General features: G+C 69.3%; 5 protein-coding genes. 2 read left to right on the forward strand and 3 right to left on the reverse strand.

Annotated features, from left to right (window positions below):
* The 3 genes from GTP41_RS26695 to dinB all read right to left on the reverse strand — a co-directional run.
* On the reverse strand, nucleotides 1-202 hold a 202-nt coding region (locus tag GTP41_RS26695; protein ID WP_161028627.1), incomplete at its 3' end, for a hypothetical protein.
* Nucleotides 190-414 carry a hypothetical protein gene (locus tag GTP41_RS26700; RefSeq protein ID WP_161028628.1) on the reverse strand — a complete coding sequence of 75 codons (225 nt, stop codon included), beginning with the start codon at nucleotides 412-414 and terminating at the stop codon, nucleotides 190-192. The genes GTP41_RS26700 and GTP41_RS26695, both read right to left, overlap by 13 nt.
* A 54-nt stretch (nucleotides 415-468) precedes the next feature.
* On the reverse strand, nucleotides 469-1620 hold the full coding sequence (dinB, locus tag GTP41_RS26705) for a DNA polymerase IV (protein ID WP_161028629.1): 1152 nt from the start codon (nucleotides 1618-1620) through the stop codon (nucleotides 469-471).
* Between the two features lie 97 nt (nucleotides 1621-1717).
* Between dinB and GTP41_RS26710 the strand changes: the two genes are divergently transcribed.
* Together GTP41_RS26710 and GTP41_RS26715 are read left to right on the forward strand one after the other, a co-directional pair.
* Nucleotides 1718-2554, forward strand: a complete 837-nt coding sequence (locus GTP41_RS26710; protein WP_161028630.1) for a substrate-binding periplasmic protein — start codon at nucleotides 1718-1720, stop codon at nucleotides 2552-2554.
* Between the two features lie 101 nt (nucleotides 2555-2655).
* The coding region (locus GTP41_RS26715) for a methyl-accepting chemotaxis protein (RefSeq protein ID WP_161028631.1) at nucleotides 2656-4309 on the forward strand (1654 nt) is incomplete at its 3' end.

The raw sequence follows: 4309 nt of genomic DNA on the forward strand, positions 1-4309 counted from the left end.
CCAGCGGCGCGGCGGCCGGTGCCGCGGCGGGACGCGCTGGCGGCGACTGCAGGTAGACCACCTCGCTTTCCCGCTGCGGCGCCAGCGCGCGCACGGGCGGGCCGCCGCGCCAGCCGAGGAGCACGGCGGCGTGCAGGGCGGCGATCACCGCCAGCCAGGCGCGGCGCTGGATGGGCCTGGCCGGCGCGCTCATGTGGGACACCTCACCCGGCGCGCACGGTTGCCCGAACGCAGGGCGCGGGCGCTGGCATGCGCCACCGCTTCCCAGGACTGCGCCGGCGGCGCCGAAGTGAAAGGGTTTTCCGGCGCGGCGGGCGCGGCGCGGCGCGCCCCGAAGGCGGCAAGGTGCGGGCAAGCAATGGCGGTCAGGCAGGCAGTCCGGTACAGCCGCCCGCGCGCAGTCAGAAGAGTCATAGTGGTTCCAGGTGGAACCGGCGTCATGGATTCCCGGTTCGCGCCGGAACGGTATCACACATTGGCAAAAAGATCACCCTGCACCGGCCCGCTGCGGGCCGCCTCGTCCAGGGGGCACAGGGCCGACATGCGCACGCCCAGCAAACGCAGGCGCTCGTCCAGCGGCACCCGGCGCAGGCATTCGCCGGCGGCGCGGCGGATGGCCGCAGCGTCGGCGGTGGGCGACGGCAGGGTGACGTCGCGCGTGACGGTGCGGAAGTCGGCGTAGCGCAGCTTGATGCCCACCGTGCGCCCGGCATAGCGCTTGCGCGCCAGGTCCTCCGCCACCTTCTGGCACAGGCGGGTGAAGATGTCCGACAGCTCGCTGCGGTCGCGCTTGGCGTGCAGGTCGCGCGCGAAGGTGGTTTCGCGGCTGACGCCTTTCGGCTCGTGGCTGGTGCTGATGGCGCGCTCGTCGCGGCCATGGGCGATGCGCTGCAGCCACTCGGCGTAATTGAGGCCGAAATGGTGCTGCAACAGGGCCGGCTCGGCCGCCGCCAACTGGCCCACCGTGTCGATCCCCAGCGCGACCAGCTTTTGCTCGGCTTTCGGGCCGATGCCGTTGACCTTGCGCACCGGCAGCGGCCAGATGCGCGCCGGCACATCGTCATAGCCGACCACGGTCAGGCCGTTCGGCTTGTCCAGCTCGGAGCAAATCTTGGCCAGCAGCTTGTTGGGCGCCACGCCGATCGAGCAGGACAGGCCGGTGGCCTCCCGCACCGCGTCCTTGATGCGCTGGGCCAGTGCGCGCGTCTCGCCTTCGAGCGCGCTCAGGTCGATGTAGATTTCGTCGATGCCGCGGTCCTCGATCTGCGGCGCGATGGCCGCCACCGCCGCTTTGAACAGGCGCGAATACTTGCGGTAGGAGTCGAAATCCACCGGCAGCAAAATGGCATCGGGCGCCAGCGCCGCTGCCTTCATGGTGCCCATGGCGGAAAACACGCCCAGCGCCCGCGCCTCGTAAGTGGAGGTGGTGATCACGCCGCGCCCGACATAGTCGCGCAGGCGGGAAAACTCGCGCGTGCCGTCCGGCAGCCAGCGCGGCTGGTGGCGCGCGCCGCCGCCGATCACCACCGGCAGCCCGCGCAATTCCGGATAGCGCAACAGCTCCACGGACGCGTAAAAGGCGTCCATGTCGAGATGGGCAATGCGGCGCGGCCAGTCCATAGGCGGGTCGGTAGTCGGGTCGGTTTCGGATTTGCTTGCGATACTGTAATTATATACAGCATTTTGCGCAAGTGAACGGATGGCTATACTGCAACACATGCACCCCCTTCCCCCGTTGCTGCTGCTAGTGCTGCTGGCCGCCAGTCCGGCCGCCGCCCTGGCTTTGCCCTGCCCGGCGCCGCTGCAGGCCGGGGCCAGCGACCTGGGGCTGTCCTCCTTCCGCGACGAGGGCCGGGTCCAGGGCGCGGCCAATGATGTGCTGCGCGAGCTGGCGCGGCGCACCGGCTGCCCGCTCACTTTTGCCTGGTACCCGCGGGCCCGCCTGTGGGCCGAATACGCCAGCGGCCGCATCAACGTGACCGGCAGCTCGGCGCGCACGCCGGAACGCGACCGCCTGGCGCATTTCGTGCCGTATGTCACCACCCGGTTTGAGCTGGTGCTGGCGCGCCGCGTGCCGGGCCGGTTCAAGACCCTGGCCGAATTCGTGGAGCGCAGCGATGCGCGCCTGAACCTGGTGCGCGGCATCGCCTACGCCCCGGGCGTGGAAGCCCAGGTGGCGCGCCTGCGCGCCCAGGGGCGGGTGGAAGTGGTCAACGATTTCGATGCCGCCTTCCGCAAAATGGCCTCGGAGCGGGCCGAGGCGACCCTGGCGCCCATGGTCATTTATGCGCGCTACCTGCACAGCAACCGCCTGCAGGAGCGCGTCACCGTGCAGCCGGTGCCGGAATCGGCGCAGATGCTGGCCGGCGCCTACTTCTCGCACCAGGGCATGACGCCGGCCGCGCACAAAATCTTCGCCGACTGTTTGCTGGGCATGGTGGCGGACGGCACGGTGGCCCGCATCTACGGCAAATATGTGGGCGAGGCCAATGGCCGCGCCCTGGTGCCGGACCAGGGCAAAGGCATTATTGCGGCCTACCCGTCAATCCCCTGAACCGGCTGTGGCGCACGCGCCACGCGGCAGCCAATCGCTGCGCCGAGCCGTGGTGCCTATGCCATCATCGGGGAGCAACCACTTTCTAGCGAGGCATGGAGATGGGCTTTTCGAACATGAATATCGGCATGCGTTTGGCCATGGGCTTTGCACTGGCGATTGCCATCCAGCTGGCAATGTCGCTGACCGGCATCAGCCGCCTGCGCCACAATGCGGAACTGACGGACCGCCTGGTCAGCGACCGTTACCTGAAGGTGCAGTTGACCAATGAAATGCGCAGCTTCTCGAACCGCTCGGCGCAAGCCTTGCGCAACGCCATGCTGGCGCCGGACAAGATCAGCAGCGACGGCTTCCTGACCAGCATGGCGGAGTCCGAGAAGACGGCCGCCGCCGCCGCCGCCAAACTGGAACCGCTGCTGCAAATGCCGGAAGCCAAGCAGCTGTTCACCGACCAGCGCACCGCCTTCGAAGCCTTCCGCGCCAAGCGCGACGCGGCCCTGGCCCTGTTCCGCGAAGGCGACCAGGACGGCGCGGTGCAATCCCTGTTCAAGCAGGTGGTGCCGCTGCAGAACGCCTACTTCGGCAAGCTTGACGCCATCCTCACCTACCAGAGCAAGCTGATGACTGACGACGGCGAGCAGGCGGCCAAGTCGGCCAACAACGCCACCATGCTGATGCTGGGCATGCTGGTACTGGCGACCATCGCCTCGGTGGCGGCCGGCTACCTGATCACACGTTCGGTCACCGGGCCGTTGTTACAGGCGGTCGCGGTGGCGGAGTCGGTGGCGCAGGGCGACCTGACCGGCGAGATCACGGTGCGCCGCAATGACGAAACCGGGCGCATGCTGCAGGCGCTGAAGGAGATGGTGGCCTCGCTGACCCGCACCGTGGGCGCGGTGCGCGGCTCGACCGACACCATCAACACGGCCGCCTCGGAAATCGCGGCCGGCAACCTGGACCTGTCGCGCCGCACCGAGCAGCAGGCCGCCAGCCTGGAGGAAACCGCCTCCTCGATGGAGGAGCTGACCTCCACCGTGCGGCAGAACGCGGACAATGCGCGCCAGGCCAACCAGCTGGTGGTGTCGGCGGCCGGCCACGCCAACGAGGGCGGCAAGGTGGTGGACGAGGTGGTGGAAACCATGGGCGGCATCAAGGCCAGTTCGGCGCGCATGGCCGACATCATCAGCACCATCGACGGCATTGCGTTCCAGACCAATATCCTGGCGCTGAATGCGGCGGTAGAGGCGGCGCGCGCGGGCGAGCAGGGACGCGGCTTCGCGGTGGTGGCGTCGGAAGTGCGCAACCTGGCGCAGCGCAGCGCCGGCGCGGCCAAGGAAATCAAGGCCCTGATCGACGATTCGATCCAGAAGGTCGACGCGGGCGGCGCGCTGGTGGACCGCGCCGGCGCCACCATGCAGCAGATCGTCACCTCGGTGCAGCAGGTGGCCGACATCATGAACGAGATCACGTCCGCCAGCCAGGAGCAGTCGTCCGGCATCGAGCAGGTCAACCTGGCGATCGTGGAAATGGACAATGCGACGCAGCAGAATGCCGCCCTGGTGGAACAGGCGGCAGCGGCGGCGCGCAGCATGCAGGAGCAGTCGGAGCACCTGGTGCAGGCGGTGGCGGTGTTCCGGCTGGACCCGGCCGCCAGCGCGGCGCAGTCCTGGGCGCCCAGCGAAAGCGCGACGCCCAGGGTGACGGCGGCGCCAGCGGCGCGCGCCAGCGCACCGGCGCTGCGCCCGGCCCGCGCCG

Origin of the sequence: Pseudoduganella guangdongensis (assembly GCF_009857475.1) — a bacterium.
GTDB lineage: Bacteria > Pseudomonadota > Gammaproteobacteria > Burkholderiales > Burkholderiaceae_D > Rugamonas > Rugamonas guangdongensis.

What these genes read in the sequence shown, in the direction of transcription:
- GTP41_RS26710 (WP_161028630.1), top strand. Translation starts at nt 1,718, where the DNA reads ATGCACCCCCTTCCCCCGTTGCTGCTGCTAGTGCTGCTGGCCGCCAGT.
- dinB (WP_161028629.1), bottom strand. Translation starts at nt 1,620, where the DNA reads ATGGACTGGCCGCGCCGCATTGCCCATCTCGACATGGACGCCTTTTAC.
- GTP41_RS26700 (WP_161028628.1), bottom strand. Translation starts at nt 414, where the DNA reads ATGACTCTTCTGACTGCGCGCGGGCGGCTGTACCGGACTGCCTGCCTG.